Here is a 16268-nt window from a genome sequence, read left to right as displayed (position 1 = left end):
AGCGAACCGGTCAATGCCCTGCAGCTTCCAGGATCAGATGAGCGATCGTATCGGGATGCGAGATCAGCGAGAGATGGCTGGCCTTCACTTCGATGGTCTTGGCACCCATGCGCTTGGCCATGAAGCGCTCCAGATCCGGATTGATCGTCCTGTCTTCGGTGGAGACCGCATACCAGCTGGGCTTGCTGCGCCAGGCGGCCTGCGTGGTCTTGCCGGATAGAAGCGCCTTCTGGAAGGGCTGCTGCACGGCATAGAGCACCTCGGCCTTCGCTTTGGGCAAGTCGCCGGCGAAATCACGCAGGAACGCTTCCTCGGTCAGCCGTCCTTCGTCGCCATCAAAGACGATGCCCGCTGATGCCGGCGGTGTCGGATATGTCTTGGCGAGCGCCGTATAGTCTTCGCCGGCATCCGGTGCGCGGGCGGCGACATAGACGAGCGCGGAAACCTTCGGATGCACGCCGGCTTCGGTGACGATCATGCCGGAAAAGGAATGGCCGACGAGGACAGTCGGGCCGTCCTGACGATCGAGAACCCGCTGTGCGGCCTCCACCGCTTCCGGAAGTGTCGTCAACGGATTTTGTACCGCCGTGCAGTTCAGCCCCTTGGCCTGCAGCCGGGCGATAACCTCGGTCCAGCAGGAGCCGTCTGCAAAAAGTCCATGGGCCAGGACGACATTGCGTGCCTTCAATGGCGCAGACTTAACAGCTCCGGATGCGGGTGTCGGAGTGCTGGCGGCCACGCCGCGCGCGGAAATGAGGGAGGCAGCGGCGCCGGCGATAACGGCGGTCGAGAAACTCCTTCTGGTCATCATCATGATCGTGATCCTTATGGTTAGAGGATTAATAGGCGCCAGAAAGCCCTCCGCGCCGAATGTCGGAGCAGCAAAGCTTCTGAAATTCTGTATGTCTCGGAGCGGCATATGATCGAACGCGCGGATCAAATATGACCGATCCTGTATTCCTGTTCGGCGTCGAGCTTGCTTTGTGTATGCAAAGCAGAGGCTGTTGATTGTTTATGTATTCGAAGTGGCGGATTTGGTCAATAATTGGATGCGTAACGGTTACGTGATGGGTTATATGTATGCGAATGCAGTGAGATGGAATTCTTTTGCATACAGCCTTGTTGACCTTGCCGATTGGGAGTGGTGGTGGACGGCGCGTTTGAAGCGCGCGAGTTGCTGTCCGGGCGTATTCGCAGCGCGAAGCCTCCTGCAGGCTATGGCGGAAGGGGATGGGGAAATGGCGTCGTGGCTCATGCGGAGACATATGCTGAATGCCGCGACGGCATTGCGGCGCTTTATCGAGGCAGCAAGCTTACCTGGGCATTGCAGCCAAAGTCTGGCTCAGCCGCGGGCGATCCGCACGATGTGTTGATCCCAGGCGACGTCGCTGTGCTCGCCCAGAAAGTCGCCACCATAGGAGGAAACGGCAAAGCCATGTTGAGCCGGCGCGATACCCGCCGCATCGGCGATGCTCTCCACCTTCAGCACCTTGCCCGTCTTCGCATCGAGCGTCACCGAAGTTCCTTCGATCGGTGATGTCACGCCGACGAGATTTTCAGCGCGATTGACGGCGATGGCGCCGACGTAATTGCCGAGCGCCCGCGTCGTGTCGTCAGGCAGGGTAACGAAGGTCAGGTCCTCGCCCTTGACGAAGTGGCCGACAAGCGGCGGCAGGTCGTTGCGGTGGCCCTCATACTGGCAGGCAAACCAGACGCGGCCGCTGGCGTCGATATCGACATGCCGCGTCGACACCTGGGCATATTGCGCCGGCAGCGTGTGCTTTTCGAGCAGCCGGCCGCTCGCTGCGTCGATCAGCGTCAGCGACGGTTCCATGCGGTCGAGATTGAGCTTGGTGCGGCCGAAATCCGGATGCGTCTCGATGCCGCCATTGGCGACGATCAGGAATCTGCCGTCGTCTGAAACCGTCATGTCGTGTGGGCCGACGCCGTAGGTCTCGTATTCGCCGATGCGCGCAAAGCGGTTGCCGGCATCATAGAGCCCGATGATGCCGCGATTGTTGTCGAAATCGTTCTCGCTGGCATAGAGCAGCCTGCCATCGGGCGAAAACGTGCCGTGGCCGTAGAAATGCCTGCCTTCTCTAGCGGAAATGACGATCGGCTCGGCCTTGTTCCAGGGATCGAAGATCATCGCGTAGGTGCCGGGCCGGCGCGCGAAGGCGACGGTCTTGCCGGTTACCTTGGAAAAAGCCATGCCATGCGCGCGGGCAGGCAACGCGACCTGATCGACGATCCGCCCCTGTTCCGTCACCGTCGCAACCGCAAAGGAGCCGTCGGCAGCGCGTATGCCGGAGGCGTAGACCGCATCCGCCCGCTCCAATGCCATCAAGGCGCCGGGCTTCAGCGCCGCGAGGAAGGTCAGCCCCGCAGCTTTGACGAAGGCTCTCCGATCGATGAGGCCGCTGCGTATCACACTCAGTCTCCATCCGCGAAGGAGAATCCGGCCGAAAGCCCGATGGCGCCGCCGTACTCCTCGCTGAAGCTGGTGGCGAGGTCGCGGCTGACGGAGAGCAGCTTGTCGATCTTGGCGCGTTCCGCATCGTTGCCGATGGCCGCCTCGATATCCGGATTGATCGTCGTCGCCGTCGTCGCAAGCTCATTCAGCAGGCCGTCGATCTTGGTGGCGACGGCACGTCTGTCCGCCGGCAGCAGGCTTGCCATGTCGGCTTTTTCCCAGAGCGTCTTCAGGCCCTCGATATTGCCCGTGAACGAGGCCCACGTATTGGCCGAACGCCAGTAGATCGCCATCTTCGGCCGGGCCGTTGCCGGATCGCCCTTGTAGAAGGTTTCCAGCCGCTGGTCGCGGACATTGGCCGCGCCATGCACGAGAATTCCGAGCAGCGCCGTTACCGCCTCCTTGTTGTCCATGAAATCGTCGCTGGTCTTGCCCGGGAATTTCCAGGATTTCTGCACGCCATCTGGCGCATCCCATTCGTCGACGATTTCCTTGGCGGTGTTTTCGATATTGCGGGCAACAGCCGCGCCATAGCGGCAACGGAAGCTCTGCTTATCCTTCCCGAGGACATCGGAGCCGTTGCCGAAGAGCACATATTCCAGCGCCGTCATGCTCATGAGCGCGACGCTCTTGCCGGCGACGGCCTCGACGGTCGTGTCGTTCTCGTCCGCCTTGGCGATCAGCGCCTGCACCTGCTTGAGGCCGACGCCCTTGCGGTCGGGATAGAAGAGGATGTGTTCGAAGCGGTTCTTTTCGATAATGGGGCCTGTGTCGACGATCTCGATACGCGACCAGCTCTTCACCGTATCACCGAAAGCCGACTTGGCACCGGAAAGGGTGGCGTCTGTGGGATCGGCGCAAAGAGCCTTCATGGCCGCGGTTAGTTTCGAGGTGGAATCGTGCATGGCGCGGTAGCCGGGGCGGATCACGTCATCGACGGCCTTCTGCAGCACGGCCGGCACCGCCGCCTCGTTCAGGCCGGCGCCATTGGTCGTCGCGTCTTCGGCGCGGGCAGGCAGGGCCGCAACGGTTAAGAGAAGGCCGGCTGCAAGGCGTTTCCAGTGGCGCATCAAAGGGACTCCAGAAAGTTGATGAGGGCTTGCCGGTCGTCTTTCGGAAAACCAGCGAATGCATTGCGGGCTTTTTCCGCCTCTCCTCCATGCCAGAGGATGGCTTCGGTGAGGGTGCGGGCGCGGCCGTCATGCAGATAGGCCTGCAGACCGCTGACAGTCTGTGTCAGGCCTATACCCCAGAGCGGCGGCGTGCGCCAATCGCGACCGGATGCCACGCCTACCTGCTGCCCGTCCGAAAGGCCTTCGCCCATGTCGTGCAGCAGGAAATCGGAATAGGGCCAGATTAGCTGGAAAGCCTGCGGCGAATCCTTGCCGTCGCTGCTTTTCAGGCCGTCCAGCGTCACGAATTTCGGTGTGTGGCAGGCCGCACAGCCGGAGCGGTAAAACATCTCCTTGCCGTGCAATACGGCGGACTGGCTCGTCGCGCGTCGGGCGGGCACGGCAAGATTTTCGGAGTAGAAGGTGACAAGCGGAAGCACTGGATCCGGCGCTTCGGTGTCGCCGAGGCGCGTCTGCACGCCGTTCGGCATGGCCAGACATTGCGGTTCCTTGGCAGTGCAGTCGCCATAGGGATTGGGCCGGTCCGGCGTCGAAATGCCGATATCGGCGGAGAAGGCGTCCGCCACCTGGTCGCGCACGGTCGCATTCTGGGCCTTCCAGCCGAAGCGCCCGAGCGCGAGCTGACCGGTGCGATGATCGCGGACGATGGCAGGGCGGCCGCGAATGCCGGTGCCCTTCTTGTCGTCCGGATCGGCATTGGCGAGAATATCGGCATCCGGAATGGCCTCGATCAGGCCGAGGCCGATCATCGGCGGCGCGATGCGCGCTGAAAGCGTGGTGCTTGTATCCATCGGCCCATAGGTGAGATCGCTCACCTCGTATGTCGGCTTGCGCAAGGTCACGGTCTCGCCGCCGGTAAGCGTCACCGTCTCGTCGGTATAGCTGAGGGTTACCTTGCCTTCGGCGGCGAGGCCCGGAACGGCAAGATCCTGCAGCTGTGCTCCATAGGTCGAATCCGGAAAATTCAGCGCGTGAAAGTCCTTGACGACCTGCTCCTCTTCCGGGGTTACGGCGGGCCGTGCAAGGCGCAAGACCATTGAGGTCGCGGCAGCTCCCGCTTCTTCAGGCGGATGACCCCGTCCATCGCGGATATGGCAGCTCTGGCAGGAGCGGGCGTTGAACAGCGGCCCCAGTCCATCGGAAGCCTGGGTGGAGGAGGGGGCGGAGACCCAAAGCTTGCGAAAGAGCGAGTTGCCGAGATGAAAGTCCTGGCCCTGTTCCTGGTCTAGCTTGGCCGAAGGCTGGGAGAAAATATCGCGCGTGACCTTGTCGATCGAGGTCAGACCGCCGCCCTGCATCGTTTCATAGGGTTCGGCCTTGAGGAAGTTGCTGGTTGCGCGGGTCACGTCGCGCACGCGCTTCAGCTCTTCGGCAGAGAGATCGCTGCGCGTGGTCGGAAAATCGAGAATATCGGCGGCTGCCAGCGTGATGGAAAAAACCAAAATACCCGCGGCGATGGCGGGCAAAAGGGCGCGATTGGCCGGTAAACCTGTCATGGGGTATTGAGGCGGCAACGCCTTGTCGCGCTGCCGCCATCCCTTATTACTTCTTGGTGAAGACGGCGTTCGGGTTGTCCAGGCTGTCCGAACCTTCGAGCTTGATCGTGCCGAGATCGAGAGCGGCGATGACGCGCTGGATGCTCTTCGTCTGGTCGAGCAGGCCGTCGATGGCCTTCTGTACGGTGGCGTTGCCTTCCTTGTTGCCCTCGCCGATCATCTGGTCGTATTTCTCGACCGTCTCGCCGCGATGCACCAGCGCCTTCATGGCTGCAAGCGTCGTGTCGAGCTTGCCTTCCATCTCCTTGTCGAGCGCCGGATCCTTGGCCTTGACCAGATCGTGCAGCGACGGGCCCTTCAGCTTGGTGCCATCGACGCGGGTATAGTTGCCTGTATAGGCCGCAGCGATGCCGATGGCGTCGCCATTGTGCTCGTTATAGGTATTGTCGGAGAAGCAATCCTGCTCTTCTTCCGGATCATGCAGCAGCAGGCCGAGCTTCATGCGCTCACCGGCAAGTTCGCCGTAGGAGAGCGAACCCATGCCGGTCAGGATGGTGGTGAGGCCGGCCTTCGGATCGGCTTCGACATGCTTGGTGGCTTCGCCGTCCGGCGCCCACTTCTCCGTCATCTCCTGCAGATCGGATACTAGCAGCGTCGAGGCGGATTTCAGATATTCGGCGCGACGGTCGCAATTGCCGTGGCTGCAATTCTTCAGATCGTAATCGGTGGCGGGGCGTTCGCCAGCACCAGCCTTGGTACCGTGCAGATCCTGGCCCCACAACAGGAACTCGATGGCGTGGTAGCCGGTCGCAACGTTGGCTTCGACGCCGCCGGCCTGATGCAGCGTGCTCGAGAGGAATTCCGGCGTCAGATGCGAAGCGTCGACATCCTTGCCGTTGATCTTGATCGTCTTGTTGGCGATGACGTTGGCGACATAGAGCGCATTCTCGTCGCTTTCAGTGCCGTAAGAGGCGTCGACATAGTCGATCAGGCCTTCGTCCAACGGCCAGGAATTGACCTTGCCTTCCCAATCGTCGACGATCGGGTTGCCGAAGCGATAGACTTCCGTCTGCGCATAGGGAACACGGGCCTTGATCCAGGCCGCACGTGCCGCCTTCAGCGTCTTGTCGCTGGGGTTGGCGAGCAGAGCGTCGATCGCCTTGTCGAGTGCTTTCGCCGTCGTCAGCGAGTCCTGATATTTGGCATGTGCCAGTTCCGCATAATGCTTGAGAACGGCAGCTGGCTCGGGAGCGGCTGCGAGAGCCGGCAGGCTGAATGCGGCGGTCGTGATCACGGCCACCGCGAGCGCGGCGCCAATTCTGTTTTTCAGTTTCATGTTCCTCTCCTGTGACAGCGGGGGCACCGTCAAAACTTGGCAATTTGTGTCATGTATGAAAAACAAACTTGTGTCAAACGCTCTAGTTTAGAACGATTTTAAGGCGAGAGACCAAGGATTTAACGTCGCAAGCGAAATGGATTCGCTTGCGAATGCGCGGATATGGGGCGTTTGATATTGTGTCGGCGGGGCAGTGGAAGCAGGCGCGTTCGCCGCCAACTCACATTTTCCGTTGAAGGCGGCTGAAGAAGAAGCCGTCGGTATCTGTGGAGGCCGGTGTCAGGGTAATGGTCTTGCCGTCGGAGGAGCGCGGCTTTGCGGCATCCTTGCCGAACAGTTTCTCCCAGGAGCTCAGGGTTTCCACGACTTCGAAGTCTGGATTCTGGGCGGCGAAACGGTTCACCTGTGCCTCATTCTCCTCCGGCAGCACCGAGCAGGTGACATAGAGCAGAGCGCCGCCGGGGCGGACGAATTCGCCGGCCTGCGCCAGGGCTTCCTGTTGCTGGCTGGTGCGTTCATCGAGGTTCTTCTGTGTCAGTCGCCATTTGGTATCGGGACGCCGCCGCCATGTGCCGGTGCCCGTGCAGGGAGCATCGACCAGAACCTTGTCGAACTTGCCGCGCAGTTGGAGCAAGCCGTTGCGGTCATCATGGACCTGAACGTTACGGGTGCCCGCCCGCTTCAGGCGCTCAATGATCGGCGCCAGCCGCCGCCGGTCGCTGTCGTAGGCATGGACCTGGCCCTTATTGTGCATCGCGGCCGACATGGCGAGCGTCTTGCCGCCACCGCCGGCGCAATAATCGAGCACCTGGTCGCCTTCATCAGGCAGGACTAGATCAGCGACGATCTGCGAGCCTTCATCCTGCACCTCGAACCAGCCCTTCTGGAACGAAAGTTCGGCCGTGACGTTCGGCAGGCGGGATGCGCCTTCTCCGGCGGGAATGCGGATGCCGAAACGGGCAATCTTCGATGACTGGCCACCGGCGCGCTCCAGCGCCTTTACGACCTTGGCGCGGTCAGCCTTCAGGGCATTGGCGCGAAGATCGAGCGTCGGACGCTCGGAGAGAGCCTTGGCTTCGGCAAGCCAGCCATCGCCAAAGGCTTGGCTGAAGGAGGGCTCGACCCATTCGGGAATATCGCCCTGGACATGACGAGGCGCATCTTCGAGCTTGCGGGCCGCAAACGCGGCCAATGTTTCGGCGCTCGGCGCCTCGGGCGCAAATTTATCGCCGTCCAGCTCCGCTGCCAGCGCCTCCGGCGTCAGGCCCCATTGGCGGAAGAGGACTGCATGAGCAAGCGCGGACGCACTGTCGTCTCCCATCAGCCAGGCATGCGAAAGCCGCATGCGCAAGGCGTCATAGACGATGTTGCCGATCGCGGCCCTGTCCCCGGACCCGGCGAAGCGATGGGCAAGGCCCCAATCCTTCAGGGCATCGGCCACCGGTCGCTTGCGCGCTTCGATATCGGCAAGAACTTCGATGGCCCCCTGCAATCGGCCGCCCAGACGCATTCACACTCTCCTGCTCGCGCATGACCCGGAACCCGTTCGAGCTCATCTTGGGACTCTGCGCCTACCAAAACTGCTGACGCCTCGCCGATCCGCGCAAACAATGCCCATGGCGGCGGATTTTGAGACGCCTCAACCGCGTGGTAGCCGCGATTGGCCGAGAGAGCAAGCGTCATGCCGATTTGCCGGTAGTTCCGGCTTTCGGCGATTACTTCGAGGCGACGACCTCGTAACAGACCTTGGCGGTACCCGAAGCGACCATGCCGATGTTCTGTGCGGCAGCGCGGGAGAGATCGAGAACACGTCCGCGAATGAAGGGCCCACGGTCATTGATGCGAACGACGACGCTGCGGCCATTGTGCTTGTTGGTGACCCGCAGACGCGTGCCGAAGGCGAGCGAGCGGTGGGCTGCAGTAAGATTTCTGGAACTCATGCGTTCCCCGGAAGCAGTCTTGGAGCTTCCTCCGTACCATGATGCGCCTCCGCAGCCAACGGATGCAAATGCCGGAGTCGAAACGACAGCAAAGAAGGCGGATATAGTTGCGGCGATTGCCAAAGAACGTGCGATTTTCTTCAAACCGATTTTTCCCTCAAGCTATTGAACTTGCGCCCTGGGTAGGCGGCGGGCTTAAATCAGGCCAAAAATGGCGAAAAAGTGCCACCAATGATCACGGAATGTTACATACTGTAACATTTGTGATGTTAAGAGAATACTAGGGCTATTCAGCAGATTTGCTTGATCGTGGAAAAAACCTAATAAAATCAGTTAAAACTGGAATGAATTTTCTCGTAAGCATCCGCCGATGCCGGGCATCACAAAAATCGGAAAAATAATTTTCCGCCGCTGCCATAATTGCTGCCGCATTTGTGCAATTTTAGAGGTCGTTAACCATAAATGCGGAGCAAATTGAACTAGGCCAGCCGGCTAAGTAGGAATTTTCATGCGATCCGGTGGGTATATTAGATCGTTTCTGATTTTGTTTGAATCAAGGATTCCCTTTTGGGATTAGATGTGATTCAAGATGTTGGCTGAGAGGAGGTCAGCATCGATGGTCGCACCTCTTTCGAATGACCTGCGTGAACGAGTCGTTGGTGCTGTTGCGGCGGGGGAGAGCTGCCGCTCGGTGGCGGCGCGGTTTGGTGTCTCAGTCTCCTCTGTCGTGAAGTGGTCGCAGCGGTATCGCCGCAGTGGCTCCGTCGCGCCCGGCCAGATGGGAGGGCACCGCAAACGTCTTTTGGAGCCACATCGTGCCTTTATTGCCGAGCGGATTGCGCAAACCCCGCAGATCAGCCTGCATGGTCTCAAGGATGAACTGGCGGTCAGAGGCGTGACCGTCTCGCATGACGCCGTTTGGCGTTTCCTGCGCCGCGAAGGCCTGCGTTTCAAAAAAAACGATGTTTGCCCTGGAGCAGGCACGGGCTGACATTGTCCGTCGGCGCAAGCGCTGGCAGTCATGGCAGACGCGACTTGATCCTCGAAGGCTTGTGTTCATCGACGAAACCTGGATCAAGACCAATATGGCCCCGTTGTACGGCTGGGGTGTTAAGGGCAAGCGCCTGCGTGGCTTTGCCCCGCATGGTCATTGGCGCACATTGACCTTCGTCGGCGCGCTGCGGGCCGATTGTCTCACCGCACCCTGCGTCTTCGATGGCCCGATCAACGGCCAATGCTTCAAGGCCTATGTCGAACAACAACTTGTCCCGACGCTGCGGCCAGGCGACATCGTCATCATGGACAATCTGGGTAGCCACAAATCCGCGCAGATACGCCAGTTGATCAAGGCCGCCGGCGCAAGGCTCTGGTTTTTGCCACCCTATTCACCAGACCTCAATCCAATCGAGCAGGCTTTCGCCAAGATCAAACATTGGATGAGAAAAGCGCAAATGCGCACGATCGAAGACACCTGGCGATATCTCGGCTCACTCGTCCAGACAATCGGACCAGACGAATGCGCCAATTACCTCCTCAATGCCGGATACGCTTCAAACAAAACATGAAATGCTCTAGGGGCGATTTCTCAGCCGCGCCACGCTTCAGAGGACCAGAGTTCGGCCAGCGACATACGATACTCTGGGTAGCGGAATTGGAAGCCGAGCGTGCGCAGTTTCGCGTTCGAAACGCGCTTGTTCTCGCCATAGAAGGAGCGTGCCATCGGCGTCAGCTCAGCTGTTTCGAAAGGCTGTTCCGGTGGCGGTTCGACACCCATCAGGCGCGCGGCCTCGGCAATGACATCCTGCGGCGGCGCAGGCTCGTCGTCGGTGACATTATATATACCGCCGAGCTTGCGATCGGACAGGAAGCGGGCGCAGGCGCCGATATCCTCGACGCGGATGCGATTGAACACCTGGTTCGCCTTGATGAGCCGCCGGGCGGTTCCCTTTTCCAGATTGCAGAAGGCATTGCGGCCCGGGCCGTAAATGCCGGAAAGCCGCAGCACGGCAACGGGGAGGCCGAGCCGGATGCCGGCACGCAGCCAGCCGTCTTCCGCCTCGACCCGTTCGACGGAGCGATCCGCAACCGGATGCAGCGATGTCTGTTCGCTGACCCAGGCGCCCTTATGGTCGCCATAGACCCCGACGGTCGAGAGATAGCAGATCCATTCCAGCTTCGGCATTAAGGCCTTGAGATTGAGCTGCGCCAGCCGCAGCAGCGGATCGCCCGATTTGCCAGGCGCGATCGATTGCACCAGATGCGTTGCCGTTTGCATCGCCTCGGCCAGAGCCGGATCGAGCGTCTCGCCGTCGAAGACGAAGGCTTCGATGCCTTCCTTCGTCAGCTGTTCGGCCTTGTCGGCGGAGCGGGTGGTGCCGGTGATGCGAATGCCGGAGCCGGCGAAGGCCTTGGCGATGGCGGTTCCGGAATAGCCGCAGCCGAAAATCATCACATGCATCACAATACCCCTGCCAGTTTCCATTCGGCGCGGACTTCTTCGTCCGCTTCTTCATCTCTTTCTGCCGCAAACGCGTGGAATTCGCCAGCCGTCATCAGCCGCGATAGAGCCCAGACCGCCATGCCGCGCACGGTGGGCGAGGGATCCCTCGCCAGTTCGCAACATTTCTCGATAAAGGAACGCTCGCCCGAATTGCCGGCCGCGATAAGCACATTGCGGATGAAGCGGTCCCGACCGATGCGCTTGACCGGCGAGCCACTGAAGAATGTGCGGAAGGCTGCATCGTCCAGACCAAGCAGAAAGGCGATCGATGGTTCCTTGAGATCCTCGCGCGCTACCAGCTTCATTTCTGAGGCGGTGCTCGCGAACTTGTTCCAGGGGCAGGCGGCAAGACAGTCGTCGCAGCCGTAGATGCGGTTGCCGATCAACGGTCGCAGCTCAGGATCGATCGGCCCCTTATGCTCGATGGTCAGATAGGAAATGCAGCGCCGTGCATCGAGCTGATAGGGGGCTGGGAAGGCAGCGGTCGGGCAGGCGTCGAGACAGGCCCGGCAGGAGCCGCAATGGTCGATCTCCGGCTCATCCGGTTCGAGATCGGCCGTGGTGAACATCGAGCCGAGAAAGAGCCAGGAGCCGAAGCTGCGGCTGACGAGATTGGTGTGCTTGCCCTGCCAGCCGAGACCGGCAGCCTCTGCGAGTGGCTTCTCCATGACAGGCGCCGTATCGACGAAGACCTTGACATCCTCCTTCGAGCGCGCCGCGAAGCGAGTGGCGATTTCCTTCAGCCTACCCTTGATGATGTCGTGATAGTCGCGGTTTCGGGCATAGACGGAGATCGCCGCCTTGTCCTGCTTTTCCAGAATGCCGCGCGGATCTTCCTCCGGGCCGTAATTCAGGCCGAAGACCGCGATGGAGCGGGTCTCGCTCCAGAGCACGCGCGGATCGCCCCGGCGGTCGCGGGTCTCTTCCATCCAGCCCATCGTGCCGTGATAGCTCTTGTCGAGAAACTGGCCAAGGCGCACGGCCGCCTCGGGAATGGCATCCGGCCTGGTGATGCGACAGAGATCGAAACCCTGGGCACGCGCTTCCTCTCGCAAAAAAGCGGTCAGTGTGTTTCTGCGCTTGTCAGCTTTTTCCGCTTCGCGATCACCGGGCATATCGAGCCCTCGTCAGAAATCCAGATCGGCGTAGTGCGAAACCGGAGTGACACCGCGCACGCGCTCCGCCAGGATCGGCCGGAAGGATGGGCGCGACTTCAGCCGCTGATACCATTCCTTGGCGACGGGCGATTCCGTCCAGTCGATCTCACCCAGATAGTCTAGCACGGAAACCGAGGCTGCGGCGGCGAGATCGGCGTAGCTCAGCCGTTCGCCCGCGAGCCACTGCCGCGAACCTGCAAGCCAGGAGAGATACTTCATATGCTGGCGGATATTGCCGCGCGCCATGCGCATGACCTTGGAATCGGGCGCGCCGCCACCCTGTTCGGCGGTCATCTGCAGCTTGAAGACGCGCTCGCGCGTCAGTGGCCGCGTCACATCCTGCTCCATCTTCTGCATGAACCACTCCGTCAGCCGGCGGATTTCAGCGCGCTGGAACGGATCTTCGGCAAGCAGCCGACGGTCGCGCTTCAGAACGCCATGCGTCTCGTCGAGATATTCGGAAATGACCGAGGCGCCACAGAGCGCCCGCATGCTGTCATCGACATAGACAGGCAGGGTGCCGGCGGGGTTCAGCGCCAGGAAATCGCGTCGCTTTTCCCAGGTCTGTTCCTCGATCAGCTCCGTCTGATAGCCATATTCCGTCAGGATCAGGCGAACGAACCGGGAGGAAGATGACATTGGGTGATGATACAGCGTCGGCATTGGTACTCGGGTGTTTCTGATTGATGCTACGGAAGTCTTTTGGGTCGCGATCCTGCGGCCCTAGTCATTTGTCATCGGTTGAAGCTATAGGATCTTGGCCTAGTTTGCACAAGCGAATCGGGCCGCCCTGCCGTTAGACAAAGGACACGATATGGCTGAACAAATTATTATCGCGTTGGTTTTAGGCCTTGTAGAGGGGCTTACGGAGTTCATTCCGGTCTCCTCGACAGGCCATCTCATACTGCTTGGACATTTTCTCGGCTTCAAATCGGCCGGTACTTTTGAAGTTTTGATCCAGCTCGGCGCGATTCTCGCCATTCTGCTTGTCTATTTCAATCGCCTCGTCCAGATCGCCAAGGCACTCCCCGTCAGCACCAAGGCTCGTCACTTCGTGCTCGCCGTCCTCTTCGGTTTTCTGCCCGCTGCCGTCATTGGCGCGCTGGCGCATGATTTCATCAAGACCGTGCTGTTCGATTCGCCGAAGGTCATCTGTATCTCGCTGATCCTCGGCGGCATCGTCCTGCTCGTCATCGACAAGATCGAGTTCAAGCCGAAATATACCAGCGCCTATGAATTTTCCTGGCCGATGGCGATCAAGATCGGCTTCTTCCAGTGCCTCGCCATGATCCCGGGAACGTCGCGTTCCGGTTCCACCATCGTCGGTGCCCTGCTGCTGGGTGCCGACAAGCGTTCGGCCGCTGAATTTTCCTTCTTCCTCGCCATGCCGACGATGGTCGGCGCCTTCACGCTGGATTTGTGGAAAAGTCGCCATGATCTCAGCTTCGCCGATGGTCAGCTGATCGTCATCGGCTTCGTCATGGCTTTCATCTCGGCGCTGCTCGTCGTGCGCGCGCTGCTCGACTTCGTATCCCGCCGTGGTTACGCCCCCTTCGCATGGTGGCGCATTACCGTCGGCGCAATCGGTCTCATCGGTCTCTATTTCGGCTGAGACCGATCGTCGGTGCTGATATCCTGAAAAGTGAAGGCCGGTGAAAACCGGCCTTTTTCATACCCGATCAGTTCGGGGAAGACGCATCGATGGAACCCGTCGTGCAGGGGTCGACGCCGTAGGTCGGCGCACATTCGCCCTTGATCGAGGCGATGCTGCCGCGGGCCACGAAGGAGCCTGCGAGAATCACCAGTGCCGCGCACGCAAACAGAAGCGCGATAGACTTGCCCATCGAAGAATGCCTTTCCGCAGAAGTGTGAAGCGCGCCACGGACCGGTTTGTTGTTCAAGCCTGGGACGCGCGGCTGTGTTAGTCAGTGAGATGAGCAATAGCAATAAATGTTCATATTAAATTTGACGTTAATGCTACTATTTCCACACTGCGTCTTTTGAGCAACGCCAAGCTGTGAATGACACTGCTCTTCCAGCGTCCCAAGGTACAATTCTGTCTTCGCGGGGCAATGAAAAACGCCGCTCGGTAAAGCCGGGCGGCGTGTGAATTTCGTGGAATGGCCGAATCGTCAGGCGGCTTTGCCCGAGCCCGTGAACTGGCCCTGCGGACGGTAGCGCACCAGGTAGGAAGGCAGCACGGAGACGAGCAGTGTCGGCAGCAGGCCGATGCCCTTCAAAGTGCGTCCTTCCGCTTCCGCCTGCTTGGAAACGATGTTGTCGCTCTTCAGTAGCGTTACCTGGTCCGCCGTGATCGGCGGCTTGATGAGCGGCACCAGCGAGGCGACGGAGCCGATCAGCGAAGCCAGGCCGAAGGGGATGGAGACGAATGACTTCTTGCGATTGATGACGGCAAGCGTGGTCTCGAGACATTCGCGGAAGGACAGCACTTCCGGACCGCCGAGCTCATAGGTCGTGCCGGCCTTCAGCTTGCCGTCGACGCTGCGGGCGACGGTTTCTGCAATGTCCTGAACGTAGACCGGCTGGAACTTCGTCTTGCCGCCACCGATCAGCGGCAGGAAGGGGGCGGTGCGGGACATGTCGGCGAACTTGTTGAAGAATTCGTCTTCCGGTCCGAACACGATCGAGGGGCGCAAGATGATTGCATCCGGCTTGATCGACAGGATGGCGGTTTCGGCGCGCGCCTTTGTGCGCGCATAGGCCGAAGGCGAGTTGGCATCGGCACTGAGCGCGGAAATATGCGTCAGTGAGGCGCCGGCGCCGCGGGCGGCTTCTGCGATAGCCTTGGCGCCGAATTCCTGTACGGCGTCGAAGGTGTTGCGGCCGTTTTCTGAGAGAATGCCGACGCAGTTGACGACATGCTGCGCGCCTTGGACGGCTCGGTCGATGGAATTGCGGTAACGCACATTGGCCTGGACGATCGAAATCTGGCCGAGATTGCCGAGCGGCTGCAGGAAGCCGGCAAGGTCGGGACGGCGAACAGCGACACGTATGCGATAGCCGCGCTTGGCAAGCGCACGCACGACATGCCGCCCGATGAAACCTGATCCTCCGAACACGGTGACGAGCGGCGGGAGGTTGGACAGGGTCATGGCAGGCTCCTCGAAAGGCTTTGATTGGGCTTATCTGGTTTCGTCTTAGCCGATCCGCGCGCCGAGGTGAAGTGCTATCGCGCTGCATTGCAGCGTCGGCTTTTCAAAGGGTTTAAACCCCTTCGACGACGACCATTTCGGCGTCTGCCACCTGCTGCCGGATTTTGGCGGCGATCTGGTATTCCGGCGAGTTGTAGCAATCGACGGCATGCTGCAGCGAGGGGAATTCGATGACGACGTTGCGGCCGCGCGCCTGTCCCTCAAGCGGCGTGAACACTCCGCCGCGGGCAAGGAAACTCGCGCCGTATTTCTCGAAGGCGGGCTTCGCGGCGGCGACATAATCCTTGTAGCGTTCGGGGTCGCGGACATCCACACGCGCGATCCAATATCCCTTTGGCATGTTTTCCTCCCTGCTTGTCCTGGTCGTTAGATTGCTGCGTCGATCTCATCGAGGATGGCGCGGGCGGCTCGCCTCGGATCGGCCGCTTTGACGATCGGCCTTGCGACGACGAGATGGCTGGAGCCGGCCTTGATGGCAGCGGCAGGCGTCATCACACGCTTCTGGTCGCCCTTGTCGCTGCCGGCTGGGCGGATGCCGGGGGTCACCAGCGCCATATCCGGCCCGATGATCTTGCGGACCGCGGCGGACTCTTCGGCCGAGCAGACGATGCCGCCCATGCCGGCCATATGAGCCTGTTCGGCCCGGCGCAGCACCAGCGTATGCGGATCATATTCATAACCGGCGGCGATGAGATCGCCTTCATCCATCGAGGTCAGCACGGTGACGCCGAGCAGGCAGAGATCGGAGCCTTTGGCAGCCTCGACAGCGGCCTTCATGGCTTTCGGATAGGCGTGCAGCGTCAGCATCGACATGCCCATCTTGACGATATTCTCCACGCCGGACGCCACGGTATTGTCGATGTCGAGCAGTTTCATGTCGAGGAAGATCTTCTTGCCGCTGGCGGCAAGGTCGCGGGCGAATTCCAGGCCGCCAGCAAAGGCGAGCTGATAACCGATCTTGTAATAGAGGATATCGTCGCCGAGGGCGCCGACCACTTTCTCGGCCTCCTGAAGGTTTGGAACATCCAGTCCAACGATCAAGCGGTCGCGTGCGGTCATA

Annotated in this window: 17 protein-coding genes; 3 read left to right on the top strand and 14 right to left on the bottom strand. The window is 60.4% G+C overall.

Features of this window, described 5'->3' with window-relative positions; all coding sequences use genetic code 11:
• Positions 1-10: 10 nt before the first annotated feature.
• The gene (locus tag AC13RM_RS20730; protein WP_440480043.1) at positions 11-814 is read right to left on the bottom strand and encodes an alpha/beta fold hydrolase; all 804 of its coding nucleotides are present in this window, start codon (positions 812-814) and stop codon (positions 11-13) included.
• Positions 815-1004: 190 nt separating this feature from the next.
• Here AC13RM_RS20730 and AC13RM_RS20725 point away from each other — a divergent pair, with 190 nt between their 5' ends.
• On the top strand, positions 1005-1373 hold the full coding sequence (locus AC13RM_RS20725; protein ID WP_374820905.1) for a hypothetical protein: 369 nt from the start codon (positions 1005-1007) through the stop codon (positions 1371-1373).
• On the opposite strand, the gene AC13RM_RS20720 is transcribed toward AC13RM_RS20725, so the two are convergent.
• The 6 genes from AC13RM_RS20720 to AC13RM_RS20695 form a co-directional block, all read right to left on the bottom strand.
• Positions 1343-2431 carry a DUF1513 domain-containing protein gene (locus tag AC13RM_RS20720; protein WP_374820813.1) on the bottom strand — a complete coding sequence of 363 codons (1089 nt, stop codon included), beginning with the start codon at positions 2429-2431 and terminating at the stop codon, positions 1343-1345. The two genes, AC13RM_RS20725 and AC13RM_RS20720, sit on opposite strands and share 31 nt — an antisense overlap.
• Before the next feature lie 2 nt (positions 2432-2433).
• The gene (locus AC13RM_RS20715) at positions 2434-3543 is read right to left on the bottom strand and encodes an imelysin family protein (RefSeq protein ID WP_374820810.1); all 1110 of its coding nucleotides are present in this window, start codon (positions 3541-3543) and stop codon (positions 2434-2436) included.
• A complete protein-coding gene (locus AC13RM_RS20710) occupies positions 3543-5102 on the bottom strand; it encodes a di-heme oxidoreductase family protein (RefSeq protein ID WP_488555475.1) in 1560 nt (519 codons plus the stop codon). The genes AC13RM_RS20715 and AC13RM_RS20710 overlap by 1 nt, the downstream gene beginning before the upstream one ends.
• Positions 5103-5148: 46 nt before the next feature.
• Positions 5149-6438, bottom strand: coding sequence for an imelysin family protein (locus tag AC13RM_RS20705; protein ID WP_374820804.1), 1290 nt, complete (start codon positions 6436-6438; stop codon positions 5149-5151).
• Between the two features lie 220 nt (positions 6439-6658).
• Entirely contained in the window at positions 6659-7948 is a 1290-nt protein-coding gene (locus AC13RM_RS20700) for an RsmB/NOP family class I SAM-dependent RNA methyltransferase (RefSeq protein WP_374820801.1), read from the bottom strand.
• A gap of 205 nt (positions 7949-8153) precedes the next feature.
• A complete protein-coding gene (locus AC13RM_RS20695; RefSeq protein ID WP_440480041.1) occupies positions 8154-8522 on the bottom strand; it encodes a septal ring lytic transglycosylase RlpA family protein in 369 nt (122 codons plus the stop codon).
• Positions 8523-8994: 472 nt separating this feature from the next.
• On the opposite strand from AC13RM_RS20695, the gene AC13RM_RS20690 reads away from it, so the two are divergent.
• A protein-coding gene (locus AC13RM_RS20690; protein ID WP_374825021.1) for an IS630 family transposase occupies positions 8995-9943 on the top strand; the annotation gives its coding sequence in 2 pieces (ribosomal slippage) (positions 8995-9330 and positions 9332-9943; 948 coding nt in all).
• Positions 9944-9963: 20 nt separating this feature from the next.
• Here the strand turns inward: AC13RM_RS20690 and AC13RM_RS20685 are convergent.
• The 3 genes from AC13RM_RS20685 to AC13RM_RS20675 are packed head-to-tail and all read right to left on the bottom strand — an operon-like array spanning position 9964 to position 12698.
• Positions 9964-10836, bottom strand: a complete 873-nt coding sequence (locus AC13RM_RS20685; RefSeq protein ID WP_440478865.1) for an SDR family oxidoreductase — start codon at positions 10834-10836, stop codon at positions 9964-9966.
• Positions 10836-11993, bottom strand: a complete 1158-nt coding sequence (gene queG, locus AC13RM_RS20680; RefSeq protein WP_113231785.1) for a tRNA epoxyqueuosine(34) reductase QueG — start codon at positions 11991-11993, stop codon at positions 10836-10838. Before queG ends, AC13RM_RS20685 begins: the two co-directional genes overlap by 1 nt.
• Before the next feature lie 12 nt (positions 11994-12005).
• Complete coding sequence (locus AC13RM_RS20675; RefSeq protein WP_015338534.1) at positions 12006-12698, bottom strand: glutathione S-transferase family protein; 693 nt, start codon at positions 12696-12698, stop codon at positions 12006-12008.
• 151 nt (positions 12699-12849) lie between these two features.
• Here AC13RM_RS20675 and AC13RM_RS20670 point away from each other — a divergent pair, with 151 nt between their 5' ends.
• Complete coding sequence (locus tag AC13RM_RS20670) at positions 12850-13647, top strand: undecaprenyl-diphosphate phosphatase (protein WP_113231786.1); 798 nt, start codon at positions 12850-12852, stop codon at positions 13645-13647.
• A 67-nt stretch (positions 13648-13714) separates the two neighbouring features.
• On the opposite strand, the gene AC13RM_RS20665 is transcribed toward AC13RM_RS20670, so the two are convergent.
• From AC13RM_RS20665 to pyrF, 4 genes are all read right to left on the bottom strand, one after another.
• Complete coding sequence (locus tag AC13RM_RS20665) at positions 13715-13879, bottom strand: hypothetical protein (RefSeq protein ID WP_047628464.1); 165 nt, start codon at positions 13877-13879, stop codon at positions 13715-13717.
• 288 nt (positions 13880-14167) lie between these two features.
• Entirely contained in the window at positions 14168-15148 is a 981-nt protein-coding gene (locus AC13RM_RS20660; RefSeq protein ID WP_113231787.1) for a complex I NDUFA9 subunit family protein, read from the bottom strand.
• Positions 15149-15260: 112 nt separating this feature from the next.
• The gene (locus AC13RM_RS20655; RefSeq protein WP_113231788.1) at positions 15261-15548 is read right to left on the bottom strand and encodes a DUF1330 domain-containing protein; all 288 of its coding nucleotides are present in this window, start codon (positions 15546-15548) and stop codon (positions 15261-15263) included.
• Between the two features lie 26 nt (positions 15549-15574).
• Positions 15575-16267 carry an orotidine-5'-phosphate decarboxylase gene (gene pyrF / locus AC13RM_RS20650; protein WP_113231789.1) on the bottom strand — a complete coding sequence of 231 codons (693 nt, stop codon included), beginning with the start codon at positions 16265-16267 and terminating at the stop codon, positions 15575-15577.
• Position 16268: the final 1 nt, after the last annotated feature.

It is taken from the genome of Martinezella sp. CNPSo 3732 (genome assembly GCF_057784515.1).
The sequence above is the reverse complement of the archived record's forward strand: the minus strand, read 5'-3'. Positions and strand labels throughout refer to the sequence as shown.